Raw genomic sequence first — 20,338 nt, forward strand, 5'->3', positions numbered from 1 at the left:
CGATGCCGCTGGCCCAGATCCGGCAGATCGAGGCTGTCGGGTTCAGGGCCTGGCCCGCCGCGTCGGTTCATTACGACGGCAGCTGGGCGATCCGCATGACGGCATGCCACCCGTCCAAGCGCCTGAACTCGGTCAATCCGCTCGATCCGGGCGATACGGACAATATGGAAGAGCGCGTTGCCCGGGCTGTTCAGCGTTTGCGCGCCTATGGCAGACCGCCGGTGTTCCGCCTGTCGCCGCTCGCGCCCGAGGCGCTGGACGCCTATCTCGATGCAGCGGGCTGGTCGCGCTTTGACGAGTCACTCGTCATGGTGGCGGATTTGGCAAGCATCGATCTGTCCGATGCCATCGACCAGATTCCCCTGCGCGATACCGGCCGGTATGTCGATGCCGCCGTTACGGTGCAGCAGGACAATCCGGCCTTGAAGCCCGGCCTGGTCGAGGTCATCGACGCCATTCGTCCGGCCAAGGGCCTGTTCGTCATCGAGGACGGCGGCGCGCCGGTTTCGACGGCCATCTGCGTGCAGGATGGTCTGCTGGCGGGCCTGTTCAACATCGGCACGCTGGTGGCCAGCCGCCGCAAGGGGCATGGGCGGATGATCGTCAAATCTGCCATCAAATGGGCCGTGCAGCACGGCGCCAAGCGAGGCTGGCTGCAGGTGGAAGCCGGTAATGCCGGTGCCATCGCGCTCTATGAAAAGATCGGTTTTACCGAGGCATACCGTTACGCCTACCGGCAGGCGCCAGACGCATGAGCGGCACACCCAAACACCCCCTCCTGCTTGTAACGGCCTGTGCACTCGTCGATGCCGACGGGCGTGTGTTGCTGACCCAGCGGCCGGAGGGCAAGTCGCTGGCCGGCCTGTGGGAGTTTCCCGGCGGCAAGGTGGAGCCCGGCGAAACGCCGGAGGAAAGCCTGATCCGCGAACTGCAGGAGGAACTGGGGATCACCGTCAAGCCGGCATGCCTGGCGCCGCTGACCTTTGCCAGTTTCACCTATGAGACGTTCCATCTGCTCATGCCGTTGTTCATCTGCCGCCGCTATGAGGGCATTCCGCGCTCCATGGAAGGCCAGACGCTGAAATGGGTGCGGCCGAAAGACATGCGCGATTATCCCATGCCGCCAGCCGATATCCCGCTGATCCCGTTCCTGATCGATCTTCTCTGACGGCAAATCGTGGTTAAGATTTCATCACCGTCAAATTAACCCAAATCGTTAATCGATCCTTCACGCGAATGGGCGACTTTTAATCAAAGACGGATCAACTTTTCCAGGTGGCGCATGGGTTATAAATTCGACAATCTCGACGAGGCTGCTGCGCAGACCAGGACATTCCTGGGTGCGGGAACTGGTATCTTGCGCATAACCCTTTTGTTCGGTTCTGCTGCAATCGCCCTCGCACTGGTTGTTGCACCGCTGGCCGACCGCAAGTCGAAATCCGTTGTGGACTACGCCTCGAGCCGATCCATCGACACGATGTCGACAGGCTCGATCAAGAAGGCAGCGCCGTCCGAATACACGATCCGCCGCAGTGTCTTGCAGAAGTCTCCCGATTCGGTCTGCATCCTCAATGCCAACGGCACCAAAAGCGGCGACTGCTGAGTCTGCCGGCTATTTCTTTTCCAGGGTTTCGACATCTTTGAGGAAATCGGCGAGCGATGCCTTGGCGGAGCCGGGCTTCAATGGCTTCTGCTGCGATTCATGCGCCGCCCAGCCCGACATCCAGATAAATGAGAAGGTTGCCCTGATCCGCCCATCCGGATCGCTGAAGCGTTCCGCATAGAGTTCAGCCGCCCGCAGGAAGAAGCGGCGGGTCACCGGCTTGCGCGACCGCCCGAAGAGAATGTTCTGCATGCCCATGGCGCGCAGATCGCGCATGAGTGCGAACAGGGAATCGTAGCGCACGGTGTAGGTTTCGATATCGGTCACCGGCAGGGTAAAGCCCGCCCGCTGCAACAGGCCGCCGACATCGCGCACATCGGCAAAGGGTGCGACGCGCGGCGAGGCGCCACCGCTGATTTCGCTTTCGGCGGCCAGCAAAACCTCGCGCAGCTCCGACAGGGTGGCCTCGCCGGCCATGGCGCCGAGGAACAGGCCATCCGGCTTGAGCGCGCGCCTGATCTGCAGCAGCGTGCCGGGGGTATCGTTGGTCAGGTGCAGCGACAACAGAGAAACGATCAGTCCGGCACCCGCTGGTTTCAGGGGAAGCATTTCCTCATCGGCAACGATGGATGGAAACGCCGCATCGAGAAAACGGGCATCCTGTTCAACCCGGACAATTGTATCGGCCTTGCCGGAGCGTTCGATTGCCCTTGCCGCCAGCCCGGTGTGGCTGGCAAGGTCGATGGCGACGTCGAAACGGCGTTCGACGGCGGACAGGCGCTCTTCCAGATCGTCCGCGGCCCGGGCAAGCAGGAAATCGCCTGTCATCCCGTGCTGGCGCAGCGCGCGCAAGCGCCTGTGCCGCAGCAAATTCCGATCGAAGATCCTGTGCTGGTCCATTCCGAATTTCTCTGATCAATGTATAGTTCTTCCCGCTAAATGCGTTGCCCCGGATGGAATTGCAATGGAAACCGCCCGCGCTTTTGCGCGCATCGTGACAACTCGCCTGTTCATGCTGCTGTTCCCGCCGGTTTGTGCGGAATGCCAGAGCCTTGTCTGCGAGCCGGGCAGCCTTTGCGCGGCCTGCTGGTCAAAAGTCCGCTTTATCGAAAAGCCCTATTGTCCGGTGCTCGGCATTCCCTTCAGCCATGATCTCGGCGCGGAAATCCTCTCGGCCGAAGCGATCGCCGATCCGCCGCCGTTCCGCCGGGCCCGTTCCGTTGCCGTCCATGAGGGGGCGATCAGCACCATGGTGCACCGGCTGAAATACAGCGACCGAACCGACCTTGGCCCGTGGATGGCGCGGTGGATGGCGCGGGCCGGCAGCGAATTGCTGGCCGAATGCGAGGTCATCGTGCCCGTGCCCCTGCATGCGCGGCGGTTCTGGCTGCGCCGGTTCAACCAGTCCGCCGAACTCGCCCGCCATCTCAGCGGGATCAGCGGCAAGCCGTTCGAGCCCGGCGCCCTGAAGCGGGTCAAACCGACCCGGCAGCAGGTCGGGCTTGGCGCCCTGGAGCGCGCGGCGAATGTCAGGGGGGCGTTCAAGGTGCCGGAAAACCAGGATATCAAGGTGCGTGGACGCCGGGTGCTCCTGATCGATGATGTCTATACAACCGGCGCAACCGTGAAGGCTGCAACCCGCGCCTTGCTGCGCGGCGGTGCGTCCAGCGTCGATGTCTTGACCTTCGGGCGGGCTCTGTCGAAAGAATTATCTGTCTAATGGTTGTTTTGCGGAAAAAACGGGTCTTTGCGCTTTGATTGCCGGTGCTTATATAGACCCATAAGTGGAGTATGATGATGGTTGATGTTACAATCTATACGCGCAATGGCTGCAGCTATTGCACGGCTGCCAAGGGCCTTCTGGACAAGAAGGGTGTGGCTTTCGTCGAGCACAATGCGACGGCGGAACCCGAAGCGCGGCAGGCCATGCTGGCGCGCGCCAACGGGCGCACGACCTTTCCGCAGATTTTCATAGGCACCGTGCATGTCGGCGGTTGCGATGACCTTTATGCGCTTGAACAGCAGGGTCGTCTCGACCCGCTGCTAAAGACCGGCGCACTGGCATAGGGAACAGATTATGAGCTCATTTCGTGCAGCAGCCATCCAGATGCGCTCCGGCGTCGATCCCCAGCGCAATGCTGCCGATCTTGCCGGTTATGTGGCTGAAGCCGTCAGCAAGGGCGCGATTTATGTGCAGACGCCCGAGATGACGGGTGCGCTGCAGCGCGACCGCAAGGCGCTCGCCGATGTCCTGCGGGCGGAAGAAGACGATATCATCGTGCGTACCGCTTCGGAGCTGGCGGCAGAACACGGCATTCACCTGCATATCGGCTCGACCGCCATTGCCCGCGAAGACGGCAAGATCGCCAACCGCGCCTTTCTGTTCGGACCGGATGGCAAGATCATCACCCGCTATGACAAAATCCACATGTTCGACGTCGATCTCGACAATGGCGAGAGCTGGCGCGAGTCGGCCGTTTACGCACCAGGTTCGGATTCCGTTGTCGCCGCACTCCCCTTTGCACGGCTGGGTCTTGCCATCTGCTACGATGTGCGCTTCCCGCAGCTGTTCCGCGCGCAGGCTGTGGCCGGCGCCTCCGTTCTGACGGCTCCTGCCGCCTTCACGCGCCAGACCGGCGAGGCACACTGGCACATTCTGCAGCGCGCCCGCGCCATCGAGAACGGCGCTTTTGTCATTTCGGCGGCACAGGGCGGTGTGCACGAGGATGGCCGCGAAACCTTCGGTCACTCGATCATCGTTGCGCCCTGGGGCGAGATTCTGGCGGAAGCTGGCCACGCGGATCCGGCGGTGATCGTCGCCGATATCGATCCATCCCTGAGTGCGGCGGCCCGGTCGAAGGTCCCCAATCTTAAAAATGCCCGCCCGTTTGGTCTGGTCATTCAGTCGGATGACGGCCAGAGCGAGAGGCAATCGGCTGCATCATGATCCGTTTCTCTCTTCACTGCGCGCAGGACCACGAATTCGAGGGGTGGTTCCGCAGCAATGACGATTTCGACGCCCAGTCGAAGAAGCGGCTGGTCACGTGTCCGGTCTGCGGTTCGCACAAGGTGGAAAAGGCATTGATGGCTCCTTCCGTGACCACGGCACGGCAGAAGGAGAAGACGGCCGTTGCCATGAGTAAAATGGTGAGCGAACTGAAGGAAGTCGTCCGGAAGGTGCGCGAGAACGCCGATTATGTCGGCGCTGATTTTGCCGAGGAAGCCCGCAAAATCCATTTCGGCGAAGCGGAACAGCGCGGGATTTACGGCGAAGCCTCGGGTGACGAGGTGCAGTCGCTGCTGGAAGACGGCGTCGACATCATGCCGTTGCCGACCTTTCCCGACGACCACAATTGATCTTGCCGGAAAAGGCTCTAAGGTGCGGCAGTCCTAACTGTCCTGCCGGGTCGCCTTCATGCCATTTCTGAATTCTGCTCCAGCGCTGCTCGTCCTGACCGGCGCCTTCCTCGGATTGACGCTGCCGTTCGGCAAGCTGGCTTTTGGCGCCGGAATAACCCCGGCGGTCTGGGCCTTCGTGATTTCGACGGGTGCTGGCGTCGTGCTCCTGCTGGCGTTTCTGGCCATGGGCAAGCGGCCGCTGCTCAATGGGCGCATGGCCCGGTATTATCTGGTCACGGCGCTGATTTCCTACGCCATTCCCAACCTGATGACGCTGTCGGCCATTCCGCATCTCGGGTCAGGCTTCACCGGCATCATGTATACGCTCTCGCCTGTCTTCACCCTGCTGCTGTCGATGCTCTTCAAGATCAAGCGGCCGAATATGCTGGGGCTGCTCGGTATCTTCACGGGATTTGCCGGGGCGGTGCTTGTCGGCTTCACCCGGGGGCAGGTGGGGCAGCCGGCCGAACCCTTCTGGGTTGTCGTCGGCCTGCTCATTCCGGTCCTGCTGGCGCTTGGCAATGTCTACCGCACCGTCGATTGGCCGCAAGGCGCCGATCCGACCGAGCTTGCCGCAGGCAGCCACCTGACGACAGCCCTGTTGCTGATTCCGGTTATTTTCTACGCCAGCGGCAGTTTTGCGGTGGAGCCGCTTGGCAACGTGCCATGGCTGGTCGTGGCGCAGGTCCTCGCTTCCACCTGCATGTTCGCCCTGTATTTCCGTCTGCAGGCGGTTGGCGGTCCGGTTTATCTCAGCCAGATCGGTTATGTCGGCGCGGCAGTGGCGCTGATCGCCGGAACGCTGTTTCTCGGCGAGAGCTACCAGCTGGCGACATGGGCCGGTGCTGTCATCATCACCATCGGCGTGCTGATGACCACCAAGGCACAGCGCATGGCGGCAAAGGTCACGGCCTGATTGCCAGCACCATGTAGTTGACGTCGGTATCGCTCGAACGGTTCCAGCTGTCGGCAAGCGGATTGTAGGTGACGCCGACCTTCTCCGTGATTTCGAGCCCGGCCTGTGTCAATGGGCCCTCGAGCTCTTCCGGGCGCACAAGCTTTTCGTACTGGTGGGTGCCGCGCGGCAACCAGCGCAAGACATATTCGGCGCCGAAAATGGCAAGGCCGAGCGCTTTCAATGTCCGGTTGATGGTGGCGACGAAGGTCACGCCGCCCGGCTTGACCATCTGCGCGCAGGCGGTGAGGTAAAGCTCCACATCGGCGACGTGTTCGACCACTTCCATGTTGAGGACGATATCGAACTGCTCCCCGGCCGCTGCCAGCGCTTCGGCTGTGGTGGCACGGTAATCGATAGCGAGCCCGCTTTGAACAGCGTGAATTTTGGCCACCTCGATATTGGTTTCGCTGGCATCGGCGCCGACAACGGCAGCACCGAGGCGCGCCATCGGCTCGCACAAAAGGCCGCCGCCGCAACCGATATCGAGCAGGCGCAGACCGGCAAACGGCCGCGGGCTGTTCGGATCGATGCCGTAATGGGCACAGACCTTTTCCTTGATGTAGGCAAGGCGCGTCGGATTGAACTTGTGCAGGGGGCGGAACTTGCCCTGCGGATTCCACCATTCGGCCGCCATGCGCGAAAAACGGTCTACTTCGGCGGCATCGATCGTGCTGCGTTGGGCTTCGGTCATGGCAACGTCCTTTTTGCTGCCTCTGGAGTGGCCCCTTCCGGCAAAAAATGTCAAGACGCAAATCGTCTCGCGTTCTTGCAGTTGCGTCATAATTTCGTTATGGGAAACCGCGCTCCGCTTTCGACAGGGCGGATCGTTTTCGATCCCATTTTCAGGCCTTTCCAGAACGGTATTTCCCATGGCACGCATTGTGATGAAATTCGGCGGCACTTCGGTGGCCGATATCGACCGCATCCGTAATGTGGCCCGGCATGTCAAACGTGAAGTTGATGCAGGGCACGAAGTCGCAGTCGTCGTCTCCGCAATGGCAGGGAAAACCAATGAACTCGTCGCCTGGACCCGTCAGACCTCGCCGATGCACGATGCCCGCGAATATGATGCCATCGTCGCCTCCGGCGAGCAGGTGACTGCCGGACTGCTTGCGGTTGCCCTGCAGCACATGGGCGTGCATGCACGGTCCTGGCAGGGCTGGCAAATCCCGATCAAGACCGACAATGCCCATGGCGCGGCGCGCATTGTCGATATCGATGGTTCTTTCCTGATCGAACGGTTCAGGGAAGGCCAGGTTGCCGTTATCGCCGGTTTCCAGGGCATTGGCCCGGACAATCGCATTTCGACGCTCGGCCGTGGCGGCTCGGATACGAGCGCCGTGGCGATTGCAGCATCGGTCAAGGCCGATCGCTGCGACATCTACACGGATGTCGACGGTGTCTACACCACCGATCCCCGCGTGGAACCGAAAGCCCGCAGACTGTCACGCATTTCATTTGAAGAAATGCTCGAGATGGCGTCCCTAGGGGCGAAAGTTCTGCAGGTGCGGTCCGTCGAGCTTGCGATGGTGCACAAAGTACGCACATTTGTGCGATCCAGTTTCGAAGACCCCGATGCGCCGGGCATGGGTGATCTGATCAATCCGCCCGGTACACTTATTTGCGACGAGGAAGAAATCGTGGAACAGCAGGTTGTCACAGGAATTGCCTACGCCAAGGACGAAGCCCAGATTTCCTTGCGCCGTGTTGCAGACCGTCCCGGTATTTCCGCCGGCATTTTCGGCCCGCTGGCCGAAGCCCACATCAATGTCGACATGATCGTGCAGAACATCTCCGAGGACGGGTCGAAGACCGACATGACCTTTACGGTTCCCTCGGGCGATCTCGACAAGGCGCTGGTCGTCCTGGAAAAGGTCAAGGCCGATATCGGTTTCGACGTGATCCAGTCGGAAGCCGGCATGGTCAAAGTCTCGGTGATCGGCATCGGTATGCGAAGCCACGCGGGCGTTGCGGCAACGGCATTCCGCGCGCTGGCGGACAAGGGCATCAACATTCGCGCCATCACCACGTCGGAGATCAAGATTTCCATTCTGATCGATGGCCCCTATGCGGAACTTGCGGTTCGGACTTTGCATTCTGTCTACGGTCTGGATAAGCATTAATTTACGATCTAAGACAGAGATTCTGTTTGTCGGTGAACGTCTCGACTGACATGATGAATCAAAGAGTTGATTGGCAAGACCATTCCGGTCTTGCCAATAATAATATGGAGCAGATGGGTGCCCACGCGCGAGCAGATATCAGGTCCTCGTGTCATGCTGAAGCGCCTCCGCGAATTGATGGCGGAGGCTCTTGAGCCGCAGGAGAGGCTTGACCGGATCGTTCGCGAGATCGCGCAGAACATGGTCGCGGAAGTGTGCTCGTTTTACGTCCTGCGCTCGGACGGCGTTCTCGAACTCTATGCAACCGAAGGTTTGAATCCGTCCGCGGTTCACCTGGCGCAGTTGCGGCTTGGCCAGGGCCTTGTCGGGACGATTGCCTCCAGCGCCCGGCCGCTCAACCTGACGGATGCCCAGACCCACCCCGCCTTCGCCTACCTGCCGGAAACGGGCGAAGAAATCTACAACTCCTTCCTCGGCGTGCCGATCCTGCGGGCCGGGCGCACGCTCGGCGTGCTCGTCGTGCAGAACCGGACCAAGCGCGTCTATCGCGAAGATGAGGTCGAAGCGCTGGAAACCACGGCGATGGTGCTGGCGGAAATGGTCGCCGCGGGCAGCTTGACCCGACTGGCGCGGCCGGGTGTCGAGCTTGATCTCGGCAAGCCGATGAGCTTTTCCGGCAGCGCCTTCAATGATGGCGTCGGTCTTGGCCATGTCGTGCTGCACGAGCCGCGCATCGTCGTCACCAATCTTTTCAACGAAAACATCGATACGGAAATCGACCGGCTGGAGAGTTCGCTCGGGTCGCTGCGTATTTCCATCGATGACATGCTGTCGCGCCGTGATGTGGCGTTCGAGGGCGAGCACCGTGAAGTGCTGGAAGCCTATCGCATGTTCGCGCATGACACCGGCTGGGTGCGGCGCCTTGAAGAAGCAATCCGTAACGGCCTGACGGCGGAAGCGGCCGTGGAGAAGGTGCAGAGCGACACCCGCGCGCGGATGATGCATCTGACCGATCCCTATATGCGCGAGCGCCTCAGCGATTTCGATGATCTTGCCAACCGGTTGTTGCGTCAGCTGATGGGCCGCGACGTGAAGACGATGGCCGGTTCGCTGGCCAAGGATGCCATCATCATTGCCCGGTCCATGGGGGCTGCCGAACTTCTGGATTATCCGCGCGAACGCCTGCGCGGCCTGGTTCTTGAAGACGGCGCGGCGACCAGCCATGTGGTGATCGTGGCCCGCGCCATGGGTATTCCCGTGGCGGGACAGGTCAAGGGCGTGGTGTCCATGGCTGAAAACAATGATGCGGTCATTGTCGATGGCGATGATGGCCGGGTGCATTTGCGCCCGCAGGCGGATGTCGAGGCGGCCTATTCGGAAAAGGTCCGCTTCCGCGCCAAGCGGCAGGCGCTTTACCGCGAATTGCGCGACAAGCCTTCGGTGACCAAGGACGGTGTGGCGATTTCGCTGCTGATGAATGCCGGGCTGCTCGTGGACTTGCCGCAGCTGGCGGAAGCCGGGGCGGCGGGCATTGGCCTGTTCCGCACTGAACTGCAATTCATGGTGGCGTCGACCTTCCCGCGGGCCGAGCAGCAGGAGCGGCTCTACCGTTCGGTGCTCGATGCGGCGGGCGACCGGCCGGTGACATTTCGCACGCTCGATATCGGCGGCGACAAGGTTCTCCCCTATTTCCGCAGCAATGTGAATGAGGAAAACCCGGCCATGGGCTGGCGGGCGATCCGCCTGACGCTCGACCGTCCGGGACTGCTGCGCACGCAGGTGCGCGCTCTGCTGAAAGCCGCTGGCGGGCGCGAATTGCGGCTGATGATCCCGATGGTCACGGAAGTGGCTGAGGTGCGCAAGGCGAGCGAGTTGATCAATCGTGAAGTGCAGCACCTCTCGCGCTTTGCCCACAACCTGCCGACGCGGGTGAAGATCGGCGCGATGGTCGAAGTGCCGTCGCTGCTCTGGCAGCTCGATGAGCTGATGTCGGTGGTGGATTTCGTTTCGGTCGGGTCCAACGACCTGTTCCAGTTCGTCATGGCGGTTGATCGCGGCAACTCGATGATCACCGACCGGTTTGACAATCTGTCGGTGCCGTTCCTGCGGGTGCTGCGCCAGATCGCGCAGGCCGGTGTGCGCAACAATACCGACGTGACTTTGTGCGGGGAAATGGCAGGCAAGCCACTTTCGGCCATGGCCCTGATCGCGCTGGGTTTCCGCTCCATTTCCATGTCGCCGGCGTCCATTGGCCCGATCAAGGCGATGCTGGGCACACTCGATGTCGGGGAACTGCATGCGCAATTGACCGATGCCATCGACAATCACGGCGATACCGGTTCGCTGCGGCATGTCCTGAACAAGTTCGCAGAGCGTACAGGCGTTGCGCTGTGAAATCTGCAGAGGTAGCACACTGAAATGATGTCCATTCCGCAGGATCGTATGGATCAGCTGCTGAAGCGCTTTTCCATGATTGAAACGCAAATGGCGAGCAATCCGGATTCCGATACCTATGTGAAGCTCGCGTCGGAATATTCGGAGCTGGAGCCGGTGGTTGCCAAGATTCGCGATCTCGTGGCATCGCGCAGCGAAGCTGGCGATCTGAAAACCATGCTCAACGATGCGGCGACCGACAAGGATATGCGCGATCTCGCCGAGGCGGAGCTGCCTGATATCAACGAGCGCATCGAAGCGCTGGAACAGGACATTCAGGTCCTGCTCCTGCCGAAGGATGTTGCCGACGAGCGCAATGCCATTCTGGAAATCCGCGCGGGAACGGGCGGCTCGGAAGCCGCACTGTTTGGCGGCGACCTGTTCCGCATGTATGAGCGTTACGCATCGGCCAATGGCTGGCGGGTCGAGCTGATCTCGGCCAGCGACGGTGAAGCCGGCGGCTACAAGGAAGTCATCGCCATGGTTTCGGGCAGGGGCGTTTTTGCCAAGCTGAAATTCGAGTCGGGTGTGCACCGGGTACAGCGTGTGCCGGATACGGAAGCGAGCGGCCGCATCCATACCTCCGCCGCCACCGTTGCCGTTCTGCCGGAAGCCGAAGAAATCGATATCGATATCCGTCCCGAAGACATCCGCATCGACACGATGCGTGCCTCGGGTTCGGGCGGCCAGCACGTCAATACGACGGACTCGGCGGTGCGCATCACCCACATACCCTCGGGCATCGTCGTGGTGCAGGCGGAAAAATCGCAGCACCAGAACCGCGCCCGCGCCATGCAGGTGCTGCGGTCACGGCTGTTTGACATGCAGCGGCAGAAGGCCGACAGCGAGCGTTCGGAAGCGCGGCGCAGCCAGGTTGGCTCCGGCGACCGTTCGGAGCGAATCCGCACCTATAATTTCCCGCAGGGCCGCGTTACGGACCATCGCATCAACCTGACGCTGTACAAGCTCGACCGCATCATGGAGGGCGATCTGGACGAACTGATCGGCGCGCTGATTTCCGATTACCAGACAGCTCTTCTGGCCCAGATGAATGACGGGTACTGATTGTAATGGCTGAGGCCCGTCTCGCTGACGTCCACCGTCATGCGCGCTCCCTGCTGACCACAGCCGGGATTGAAAATGCAGAGCTGGATGCGCGGCTTCTGGTGGAGTGGGTCACCGGGTTTGACCGGCTTGAAACGATCCGCAATCCGCATAGCGGCGTCGCGGCAGATGTCCTGGCCCGGCTCGATGCGGTGCTTAACCGGCGAATCAACGGCGAATCAGTGCACCGGATCATTGGGCGGCGCGCTTTTTTCGGGCTGGAGTTCTCGCTTTCCGCCGATACGCTGGAGCCCCGGCCGGACACGGAAGCGCTGGTCGAACTTGCGCTGCCGTTCCTGCAGCAACGGGTGGCGGAGAACGGGGTTGCCGATCTCATTGATCTGGGAACAGGCACAGGCGCCATTGCCATTGCCTTGCTGGGCCAGGTCAGGCATCTGCGTGCCGTCGGGGTGGATATTGCACCCGGTGCCCTTGTAACGGCACGTGACAATGCCCATCTTAATGGCGTGTCCAATCGGTTCGCCGCGCTGCATTCCAGCTGGTTTGCGGAGGTAACTGGCGGATTTGACATGATAATTTCCAATCCGCCCTATATCCGGTCGAACGATATCGCGAACTTGCAGCCTGAAGTGGCGATGCATGATCCGGTTCTGGCGCTGGATGGCGGCGCGGATGGCCTTGAGCCCTACCGCATCATCGCGGCACAGGCGGAGAGTTACCTGCGCGCAAATGGTGCAGTTGCCGTGGAAATCGGTTTTGATCAGCGCATAGATGTCGAGACGATTTTCGCAAAATCAGGCTTCGCCTTGAAGGGTCTGCAGAAGGATATCGGTGGACACGAAAGAGCAATGTTGTTCATGAAGCTGTAAAATTATTGAAAAAAGGCTTGGAATTTGTCGCGAAGGCGGCTAGTTTCCAGTCACCGCTCTAAACCGAACAAGTCTGGTTTTGCCTATCAAGAGATTGATACGGAATTTTCCGGGTGTTTGATTTCTCCTCGGAATTGTTCTTGGAGGAATGGGTTTAGCGGAAGCACAAAAGTTTTATGAACTTTGGATGCGATTGAAGCGCGGGGCGCGCTTCAGGTCGACACTTGAGAAGCGAAGCTTTTTGACTCAAATGGTGAGCAAATGAGCGCCCCTGATTTTCTGAAAAGAGATAAGTATGAGGCCAGTACAGCAGAATAGGCGCATGCGCGGACGCGGTAACAACAACCGCAAAGGTCCCAACCCACTTTCCCGTAATTACGAGAGCAACGGTCCCGACGTTAAAATCCGGGGAAATGCTCAGCACATCGCCGAAAAATACACCACTCTTGCCCGTGACGCGCAGAGCAGTGGTGATCGCGTGATGGCAGAAAACTATCTTCAGCACGCCGAACATTACAATCGAATCATTCTTGCTGCTCAGGCTCAGGCTCCCGTTCAGTATCAGCGCGATGACCGCGATGACCAGGACGATGATGGCGTTTACGACGATGACGGCAATGAACAGCAGCAGGACCGTCCGGTCCAGCACCAGCAGATCAATGGCAGCGGACCGCAGCCGGTGATCGAAGGAACGCCGGCGGAAGTTGCCTACGGTGAAGAGCCAGTCAGCCAGCGGCAGCCGCATCAGCAGCGCCGGCAGTATGACCAGGCGACCGCCGCTGAAGAGAACGCCTCCGGCAATGACGATGAAGCGGCAGCGGAAGCCGGGGAATCCCAGGAAGCCGCCGAAGCAAAGCCGGCGCGCCGCGCCCCGCGCGGCCGCAGGCCTGCCCGTCCGCGTGAACCGCGCACGACCGAGGAAAATGCGGCACCTGCTGCGGCAGCTGCCGATACAGCCAATGACCTTTCCCCGGCCAGCATCGTGGCGGAAGTGAAGAAACGCCGGGCAGCGGTCGAATCCGACGTCTGACCCCGGTCAAAGCATCCGATCTTGCAAACGGCGCGGAACGATTTCCGCGCCGTTTTCTTTTTTCAAATTCCGGCTTTGGGAGTATCTTGCGGGAGCAGGAATGCAATCCCATATGAGCCTTGATCGTATGGATCTGCCTCTTGCAGGGGGTCCGTCACCAGAAGACTCCAGAATGCCGCTTTCAGGGTTCTGGGGAAAAGGAGACAAAGAATGAATCTTGAAAAATACACCGAGCGGGTTCGCGGCTTCATCCAGTCTGCACAGACTTTTGCACTTTCCTCCAACAATCAGCAGTTTGCACCGGAGCATTTGCTCAAGGTTCTCGTTGATGACGAGGAAGGCCTTGCCGCATCGCTGATCGAGCGGGCGGGCGGGCGTATCGCCGATGTGCGCCTGGGATTGCAGGCTGCGCTCAATGCGCTGCCGAAGGTCACCGGCGGTAATGAGCAGCTGTATCTCGCACAGCCGCTGGCCAAGGTTTTCGCCACGGCCGAAGAGCTTGCCAAGAAGGCCGGCGACAGTTTTGTCACGGTTGAACGGCTGCTGACGGCGCTGGCCATCGAGAAATCGGCAAAGACATCGGAAATTCTGAGCCGCGCGGGTGTGACCGCCGCGGGCCTCAACGCGGTTATCAACGATATCCGCAAGGGGCGGACTGCCGATTCGGCTTCCGCTGAAAATACCTATGACGCCCTGAAGAAATATGCGCGCGATCTCACCGCCGATGCACGGTCGGGCAAGCTCGACCCGGTTATCGGCCGGGACGACGAAATCCGCCGGACGATCCAGGTCCTGTCGCGCCGCACCAAGAACAATCCGGTTCTCATCGGTGAACCCGGCGTCGGCAAGACGGCGATTGCCGAAGGGCTGGCGCTGCGTATCGTCAATGGCGACGTGCCGGAGTCCCTGAAGGACAAGCAGCTGATGGCGCTCGACATGGGCGCGCTGATTGCCGGTGCGAAATACCGCGGCGAGTTCGAAGAGCGCCTGAAAGGGGTGCTTTCCGAAGTGCAGTCGGCCGATGGCAACATCATCCTCTTCATCGATGAGATGCACACGCTGGTTGGCGCGGGCAAGGGTGAAGGGTCGATGGATGCGTCGAACCTGCTGAAGCCTGCCCTGGCACGCGGCGAGCTGCATTGCGTTGGCGCGACAACGCTCGACGAGTACCGCAAACACGTGGAAAAGGACCCGGCATTGGCCCGGCGGTTCCAGCCGGTGTTTGTCGATGAGCCGTCGGTCGAGGATACGATTTCGATCCTGCGCGGATTGAAGGAGAAATACGAACAGCATCACAAGGTTCGCATTTCCGATTCGGCCCTGGTTGCCGCCGCAACGCTGTCGAACCGTTACATCACCGACCGCTTTCTGCCGGACAAGGCGATCGACCTGATTGACGAAGGCGCGGCGCGCCTGCGGATGCAGGTGGATTCCAAGCCGGAAGAGCTCGACGAAATCGACCGCCGCATCATGCAGCTGAAGATTGAACGCGAGGCTTTGAAGGTCGAGAAGGACGATGCGTCGAAAGACCGTCTGGAGCGGCTGGAAAAGGAACTGGCCGAACTGGAGGAACAGTCCACGGCCCTGACCAACACCTGGCAGTCGGAAAAGCAGAAGCTCGGGCATGCGGCCGACCTGAAAGGTCAGCTCGACGATGCGCGCAATGCACTTGCCGCGGCCCAGCGCAATGGTGAATTCCAGAAAGCGGGCGAGCTGGCCTATGGCACGATCCCGCAGCTGGAAAAGCAGCTTGCCCAGGCCGAGCAGCAGGATGGATCGACCTCGATGGTCGAGGAAATCGTCACGCCGGATCATATCGCGCAGGTTGTGTCCCGCTGGACCGGCATCCCGGTTGACCGGATGCTGGAAGGCGAGCGTGAAAAGCTGTTGCGCATGGAAGACGAACTGGCCAAGCGGGTCATCGGACAGGGCGAGGCGGTTCAGGCCGTTTCCAAAGCCGTGCGCCGTGCCCGTGCCGGTCTGCAGGATCCGAACCGGCCGATTGGCTCGTTCATTTTCCTCGGACCAACCGGTGTCGGCAAGACGGAGCTCACCAAGGCTTTGGCTGCGTTCCTGTTCAGCGACGAGACCGCCATGGTTCGCATCGACATGTCCGAATATATGGAGAAGCATTCGGTCGCGCGTCTGATCGGTGCGCCTCCCGGCTATGTCGGTTACGAGGAAGGCGGAGCGCTGACGGAAGCGGTCCGGCGCAGGCCTTATCAGGTTGTCCTGTTCGATGAGATCGAAAAGGCGCATCCGGATGTCTTCAACGTGCTGTTGCAGGTGCTCGATGACGGACGTTTGACCGATGGTCAGGGCCGGACGGTGGATTTCCGCAATACGCTGATCATCATGACGTCCAACCTTGGGGCGGAATATCTGACCGCGCTGCGCGAAGACCAGGATGTGGAAAGTGCCCGCGAGGATGTCATGAACGTGGTCAAGGCCTCGTTCAGGCCGGAATTCCTCAACCGCGTCGATGAGATCATCCTGTTCCACCGCCTGAAGCGGAAGGAAATGGGTGCGATCGTGGCCATCCAGATGCAGCGTCTGCAGGCCTTGCTGGCGGATCGCAAGATCACCATCAAGATCGACGAGGATGCAACCAACTGGCTGGCCGACAAGGGGTATGACCCTGCCTATGGTGCACGGCCTTTGAAGCGCGTGATCCAGAAGCAGGTGCAGGACCCGCTGGCGGAGAAGATACTGCTCGGTGAAATTCTCGACGGCTCCACCGTCAAGATCACCGCGGGTTCCGACCGGCTCAATTTCAGGTCGGTCAAATCCGCGCCTGATCGGGACAAGAGCGAAGCCGCCTGAGTACCGCACCGGCAAGGAAGCGAAGAAATGGAATGGCCGCCGCATGGCGGCCATTTTCATGTCCGCTTCATGCGGTAGATGCGACGAGAGAACAGCCGCATTAACCATAAAGACAGGAAAGTCGGTCATTTATGCTTAAGAGTGCGTTAGCGGAAACCGGAAGTTGAAAATATGGCGTTTCGTCATTTGATTGTGTTTGCATCGCTTTTTGCCGCCATTCTGGCGGTTTTGGCGCCTGTCCCCCCCGCGCAGGCGGCAAGCCCTGCGGCAAGCGCCCAGGCGAATCAGACGCCCTATACCGTTGCGCAATTGTTCGAATCGGACCGGCGTGCGCGCCGCAGCGACTACCGGGTTTACTTCGACGAATATGGCCGCCGGGTGACGGTGGATCGCCGCGGCCGGGTGGTTTCAGTCGAAGAGCCGCGCAACGATGCCAATGACGGCCGTGGCATCGACTATTTTCCCGATGCACCGCGAGATCCCTACGACACCGGATCGATTCCCGAAGATCCCTATGCGAATAGCCCGAATGATCCGTATCAGGGCCAGAGAGCACAGCCGTCCGAACGTGATTACCGCACGGTCGAACGCGCGCCGTTGCCGCCAGCCAACAATCAGCCTGATATGGCGCCGGCCTCGCCCGGTCTGATCGATCCGGAAATGCCGGGTGAAAATCTGGCAACGCCGCCGGCGCAGGAGGCCATCCCGGCGCATCCCAATCCCGCACCGGCTGTGCAATTGCCCAAGGGGCAGGGCGCCAAGACCAAGATCGCCGCCATCCAGGTGCTCCTCGACCGGGTCGGGGTTTCACCCGGCGTCATCGATGGGCGCAAGGGCGGCAATGTCGACAAGGCCGTGGCGGCCTTCGAGGAAATGACCGGCCAGAAATTCGATCCGCTCAACGAGGCGGGAATCAATGCCTCGCTCGAACAAACGGGCGGCCCCGCCTTCGTTGCCTATACGATCACATCGGAAGATGCCGCCTATCCGTTCGTTGCCTCGATCCCCGAGGATTACAGCCACAAGGCCCAGCTCGAGCGCATGGCGTTCACTTCCGTTCCCGAGATGCTGGGCGAGCGCTTTCACATGGACGAGGCTTACCTGAAGGAAATCAATCCGGGTGCGGATTTCAATCGTCCCGGCACGGTGATCCAGGTTGCCAATCCCGGCCAGAATGTCGGCGGATCGGTGACCAAGATCATCGCCGACAAGGGCCGCAAGCAGGTGCGCGGCTACAATGCGGAGGGGCGGCTCATCGTGGCTTATCCCGCGACCATCGGCTCGACCGACACGCCTTCGCCGTCGGGGATCGTGCAGGTGGAGCGCATCGCGATCAATCCCAACTACACCTATAATCCCAAGCTGAACTTCAAGCAGGGGGAAAACAACAAGGTGCTGACCATCCCGCCCGGTCCCAACGGGCCCGTCGGCACGGTGTGGATTGCGCTGTCAAAGCCGACCTATGGCATCCACGGCACGCCGGAACCGTCAAAGATCGGCAAGACCAACAGCCATGGCTGTGTCCGCCTGACCAATTGGGATGCGACGGAATTGTCGAAGCTGGTGCAGAAGGGTGTGACCGTGGAGTTTCAGGAGTAAAACCCGGTCCTGGGATCAGCCGCTGGCGGCAACCTTGGGCGCGTTGCCATTGTCGTCCTTCAAGAGCTGGTCGATGCGCTCGCGCTCACGCTTGAAGGCGGTGAGGTCATCGCCGCCAAGGGCCCGTCCGCCGGGCAGGCGGATGCGCATCGGGTCCACCTTCGACCCGTTGACGATCACCTCATAGTGCAGATGTGGACCGGTCGACAGGCCGGTCGAGCCGAGATAGCCGATCACCTGACCCTGCCGGACCTTGGCGCCGGGCGTTACCCCCGCCGCGATGGCATTCTGGTGTGAATAGCTGCTTTCATAGCCGTTGGAATGCCGCAGGACCGTCTGGTTGCCATAACCGTTGGTCCAGCCGGCGCGCTCGACCACGCCATTGCCGGCCGCGATGATCGGCGTGCCGCGCGGTGCGGACCAGTCGACGCCCGTATGCATGCGGGAATAACCGAGAATGGGGTGGCGGCGCATGCCGAAGGGCGAGCGGAACACGCCGTTGGGCACGGGATTGCGCAGCAGGAACTGTTTTGAGCTGCGGCCGTTCTCGTCATAATAATCCGTTGAGCCGTCGGCGGAATGGAACCGGTAGAATTTGCGCAGGTTGCCGCCGAAATTGGCTGCGACATACAGGATTTCCGATTCGTCTCCCGCCCTTTCCGAATCGGCCGGCAGCGAGAAGAACGCTTCCAGCTGATCGGTCGACGCGAGCTGCGCCTGGAAATCCACATCCGACGCCAGCATGCGGATCAGCTGCTGGATCATCGTATCGGTCATGCCGTAGGCGATGCCCGCACGATAAATACCGTCATAGACCGTGGGAAGATCGCCGGGCTGGCGCGAAGCGGGCGGGTTGTCGTCAAAGGCAAGCTGCAGTCCCGGTGTCATCTCCGGTTCATCCGCCGGCACATACTGATCCTTGTCATTGAGGGCGATGGTCAGGATGTGCGTCGTGCCGTTATAGACGCTGGCGCGCATGATCCGGTCAACACTGTCATGTGACTCAATCCCCAGACGCAGGACACTGCCGCCCTTGAGGCGCGGCGAGTTGAGCAGTTTGGCGATCGCTTCGGACATGCCGGTGGCGTCCTCGTCCTCGTAGCCCGCTTCATTGAAGGCGCCGAGGATGTCCTTGTCGTTGCGGAAGGGAATCAGCTCTTCCGAGTAGCCATGACTCTCGGCATCGTCGCTTATCCGGGGCGCGACGCTGACATTCTCCTGGATGATCTTGACCGCCAGCGGATTGCGCAGGTTGAAAGGGTCTTCATCCGCGCCGAAGCGCAGCGGATCCACATAATGCAGCGAGGCGACCTGGACTGCGCCATCGGTGAGCAGGGCGCCGGTGTTGCGGACGACCTCTTCCACCTCGTCGGCACTCAGATCATCGGAAGGATCGAATTGCGCGGTGGCCAGGGGAAAGTCAACGGTGCGCAGGCTGACTTCGCTTTCCACCTTGGCGCCATAGATCAGGCCGGTCTTGGGCGTGGGATCGGTTCCCTCGTTCGCCTCGGCAAACACGTCCAGCGGATTGAAGCCGGGATATTTGCGGTTGCTGTTGTGAACCGAGGCCAGCGCTATGCGGACATATTCGAACGGCGTGGAGCGGATGACATCCCGTTCACCCTCTTTGAATACGGTTGAGACATCGAGGCGCCGGCGGTCGCGGTTGCGGCGGATCGGCGTTGTCGCGGCCACGCGCGTGCCCTTGGCGACAGTGCTGTTGTCCTTGGCGGCGGGGGCGATGGTGCGGGCCATCAGTTCCGGCGGCGTTGCCAGCTGTTCGCGGCCGTCGAGCGCTGCAAACAGGGCGACGCCCATCAGGACACTGGAGGTAATGCCGGTCAGAAAGGTGCCGGCCAGCCATCGCGCCGATATTTCGCGGCGGTCGGGCGGGCCGCGACGCCCGTCTGTAATCAGCGGCGGTTCGTTGCCCGGATCGATGGATGAGTGCCCCTCGTACTCTTTCATGCTTCTCAGTGTCGATCCTGTCGCCGTTATTGATGCAGGCTTATTTGATTTTTCGGCGCGTGCCGACCAGCCATTTACTGGTACGAAGTCAACAAGGCCGCAGTTTTGCCCTCGCAGCTTCCATCTGTCAACGCGCCGATCGTGAAGAGTGCCTATATAGAGAGATACCCGTCATGATCCCCGGAAATGAACCCGCGCATGCGAGCCAGCGCTAGGGTTTGAATCCGGCATGTTTGTGGCCGCAGCCATCACAATACACTTCGGCGGCTTATTTGCCGGCGTTTCGCCCAGCAAATACGGGGCTGTGGATAAATCGTGTCACATTTTTGATAAAAAACGCAAAAGGCGTGTTGACAGTTTTGGTTGGTGGGGTCTATATACCGACACAACGAGGGCGGGGCGCCGCTGGCGGTTGCTGAATGCGCCCTAAAGGAAGCTCTGGTTTGAGATTTCGGATTGTTGCGCGAG

At 60.7% G+C, this 20,338-nt stretch carries 18 protein-coding genes; 15 read left to right on the forward strand and 3 right to left on the reverse strand.

What is annotated here, in order from left to right:
- Nucleotides 1–2: 2 nt before the first annotated feature.
- From C5750_RS14485 to C5750_RS14495, 3 genes are all read left to right on the forward strand, one after another.
- Nucleotides 3–755, forward strand: coding sequence for a GNAT family N-acetyltransferase (locus C5750_RS14485; RefSeq protein WP_105734652.1), 753 nt, complete (start codon nucleotides 3–5; stop codon nucleotides 753–755).
- Nucleotides 752–1,168 carry an 8-oxo-dGTP diphosphatase MutT gene (mutT, locus tag C5750_RS14490; protein WP_105734561.1) on the forward strand — a complete coding sequence of 139 codons (417 nt, stop codon included), beginning with the start codon at nucleotides 752–754 and terminating at the stop codon, nucleotides 1,166–1,168. Before C5750_RS14485 ends, mutT begins: the two co-directional genes overlap by 4 nt.
- A gap of 114 nt (nucleotides 1,169–1,282) precedes the next feature.
- Nucleotides 1,283–1,603, forward strand: a complete 321-nt coding sequence (locus C5750_RS14495) for a hypothetical protein (protein WP_105734562.1) — start codon at nucleotides 1,283–1,285, stop codon at nucleotides 1,601–1,603.
- Nucleotides 1,604–1,612: 9 nt separating this feature from the next.
- Here C5750_RS14495 and C5750_RS14500 read toward each other — a convergent pair whose 3' ends face one another.
- A complete protein-coding gene (locus tag C5750_RS14500) occupies nucleotides 1,613–2,503 on the reverse strand; it encodes a methyltransferase domain-containing protein (RefSeq protein ID WP_105734563.1) in 891 nt (296 codons plus the stop codon).
- 64 nt (nucleotides 2,504–2,567) lie between these two features.
- Here C5750_RS14500 and C5750_RS14505 point away from each other — a divergent pair, with 64 nt between their 5' ends.
- The 5 genes from C5750_RS14505 to C5750_RS14525 all read left to right on the forward strand — a co-directional run bounded on the left by C5750_RS14505 (nucleotide 2,568) and on the right by C5750_RS14525 (nucleotide 5,918).
- Nucleotides 2,568–3,323 (forward strand): ComF family protein, encoded by a 756-nt coding sequence (locus C5750_RS14505; protein WP_105734564.1) that lies wholly within the window; start codon nucleotides 2,568–2,570, stop codon nucleotides 3,321–3,323.
- Between the two features lie 77 nt (nucleotides 3,324–3,400).
- A complete protein-coding gene (grxC, locus tag C5750_RS14510) occupies nucleotides 3,401–3,670 on the forward strand; it encodes a glutaredoxin 3 (protein ID WP_105734565.1) in 270 nt (89 codons plus the stop codon).
- A 10-nt stretch (nucleotides 3,671–3,680) separates the two neighbouring features.
- The gene (locus C5750_RS14515; RefSeq protein WP_105734566.1) at nucleotides 3,681–4,550 is read left to right on the forward strand and encodes a carbon-nitrogen hydrolase family protein; all 870 of its coding nucleotides are present in this window, start codon (nucleotides 3,681–3,683) and stop codon (nucleotides 4,548–4,550) included.
- Complete coding sequence (locus C5750_RS14520) at nucleotides 4,547–4,960, forward strand: DUF1178 family protein (RefSeq protein ID WP_105734567.1); 414 nt, start codon at nucleotides 4,547–4,549, stop codon at nucleotides 4,958–4,960. Before C5750_RS14515 ends, C5750_RS14520 begins: the two co-directional genes overlap by 4 nt.
- 58 nt (nucleotides 4,961–5,018) lie before the next feature.
- Entirely contained in the window at nucleotides 5,019–5,918 is a 900-nt protein-coding gene (locus tag C5750_RS14525) for a DMT family transporter (protein ID WP_105734568.1), read from the forward strand.
- Here the strand turns inward: C5750_RS14525 and ubiG are convergent.
- Nucleotides 5,908–6,651, reverse strand: a complete 744-nt coding sequence (ubiG, locus tag C5750_RS14530) for a bifunctional 2-polyprenyl-6-hydroxyphenol methylase/3-demethylubiquinol 3-O-methyltransferase UbiG (RefSeq protein WP_105734653.1) — start codon at nucleotides 6,649–6,651, stop codon at nucleotides 5,908–5,910. The genes C5750_RS14525 and ubiG overlap by 11 nt on opposite strands.
- Nucleotides 6,652–6,829: 178 nt before the next feature.
- Between ubiG and C5750_RS14535 the strand changes: the two genes are divergently transcribed.
- The 7 genes from C5750_RS14535 (at nucleotide 6,830) to C5750_RS14565 (ending at nucleotide 17,902) form a co-directional block, all read left to right on the forward strand.
- Nucleotides 6,830–8,083 (forward strand): aspartate kinase, encoded by a 1,254-nt coding sequence (locus C5750_RS14535; RefSeq protein ID WP_105734569.1) that lies wholly within the window; start codon nucleotides 6,830–6,832, stop codon nucleotides 8,081–8,083.
- A 153-nt stretch (nucleotides 8,084–8,236) separates the two neighbouring features.
- Nucleotides 8,237–10,477 (forward strand): phosphoenolpyruvate--protein phosphotransferase, encoded by a 2,241-nt coding sequence (gene ptsP / locus C5750_RS14540; RefSeq protein ID WP_105734570.1) that lies wholly within the window; start codon nucleotides 8,237–8,239, stop codon nucleotides 10,475–10,477.
- 24 nt (nucleotides 10,478–10,501) lie between these two features.
- Entirely contained in the window at nucleotides 10,502–11,581 is a 1,080-nt protein-coding gene (gene prfA, locus C5750_RS14545; protein ID WP_105734571.1) for a peptide chain release factor 1, read from the forward strand.
- Nucleotides 11,582–11,586: 5 nt separating this feature from the next.
- Nucleotides 11,587–12,450, forward strand: coding sequence for a peptide chain release factor N(5)-glutamine methyltransferase (gene prmC / locus C5750_RS14550; protein WP_105734572.1), 864 nt, complete (start codon nucleotides 11,587–11,589; stop codon nucleotides 12,448–12,450).
- Nucleotides 12,451–12,745: 295 nt separating this feature from the next.
- Nucleotides 12,746–13,480 (forward strand): DUF4167 domain-containing protein, encoded by a 735-nt coding sequence (locus tag C5750_RS14555; RefSeq protein WP_105734573.1) that lies wholly within the window; start codon nucleotides 12,746–12,748, stop codon nucleotides 13,478–13,480.
- A 210-nt stretch (nucleotides 13,481–13,690) separates the two neighbouring features.
- Nucleotides 13,691–16,303: an ATP-dependent chaperone ClpB gene (clpB, locus tag C5750_RS14560; protein WP_105734574.1), complete on the forward strand. Its 2,613-nt coding sequence runs from the start codon at nucleotides 13,691–13,693 to the stop codon at nucleotides 16,301–16,303.
- A gap of 171 nt (nucleotides 16,304–16,474) precedes the next feature.
- The gene (locus C5750_RS14565; protein ID WP_105734575.1) at nucleotides 16,475–17,902 is read left to right on the forward strand and encodes a L,D-transpeptidase; all 1,428 of its coding nucleotides are present in this window, start codon (nucleotides 16,475–16,477) and stop codon (nucleotides 17,900–17,902) included.
- Between the two features lie 15 nt (nucleotides 17,903–17,917).
- On the opposite strand, the gene C5750_RS14570 is transcribed toward C5750_RS14565, so the two are convergent.
- Nucleotides 17,918–19,870, reverse strand: a complete 1,953-nt coding sequence (locus tag C5750_RS14570) for a M23 family metallopeptidase (RefSeq protein WP_105734576.1) — start codon at nucleotides 19,868–19,870, stop codon at nucleotides 17,918–17,920.
- Nucleotides 19,871–20,338: the final 468 nt, after the last annotated feature.

Source organism: Phyllobacterium myrsinacearum, assembly GCF_002980555.1.
Classification (GTDB): Bacteria; Pseudomonadota; Alphaproteobacteria; order Rhizobiales; family Rhizobiaceae; genus Phyllobacterium; species Phyllobacterium myrsinacearum.